Below are 212 nucleotides of genomic sequence, written 5' to 3' on the forward strand. Positions count from 1 at the left end.
GCTTACTCTCTGTTACCGCTCGACTTGCATGTGTTAGGCCTGCCGCCAGCGTTCAATCTGAGCCATGATCAAACTCTTCAATTAAAGTTTTTTGAGACAACGTCTCGGCTCAATGAATTCTGATTTCATTTTATAAACTCGGAAGAATCTATAAAACGTTTGTACATATTACTATGAACACTCATCATCGCATTGAGTTTAAATTTTTTGAT

1 rRNA gene is annotated in these 212 nt (G+C 37.3%); it reads right to left on the bottom strand.

Features of this window, described 5'->3' with window-relative positions:
* Positions 1 to 84 (bottom strand): 16S ribosomal RNA (locus tag GQA99_RS20550); the annotation flags it as partial.
* Positions 85 to 212 lie beyond the last annotated feature (128 nt).

The sequence above is a fragment of the Shewanella litoralis genome, assembly GCF_009828585.1.
Classification (GTDB): Bacteria; Pseudomonadota; Gammaproteobacteria; order Enterobacterales; family Shewanellaceae; genus Shewanella; species Shewanella litoralis.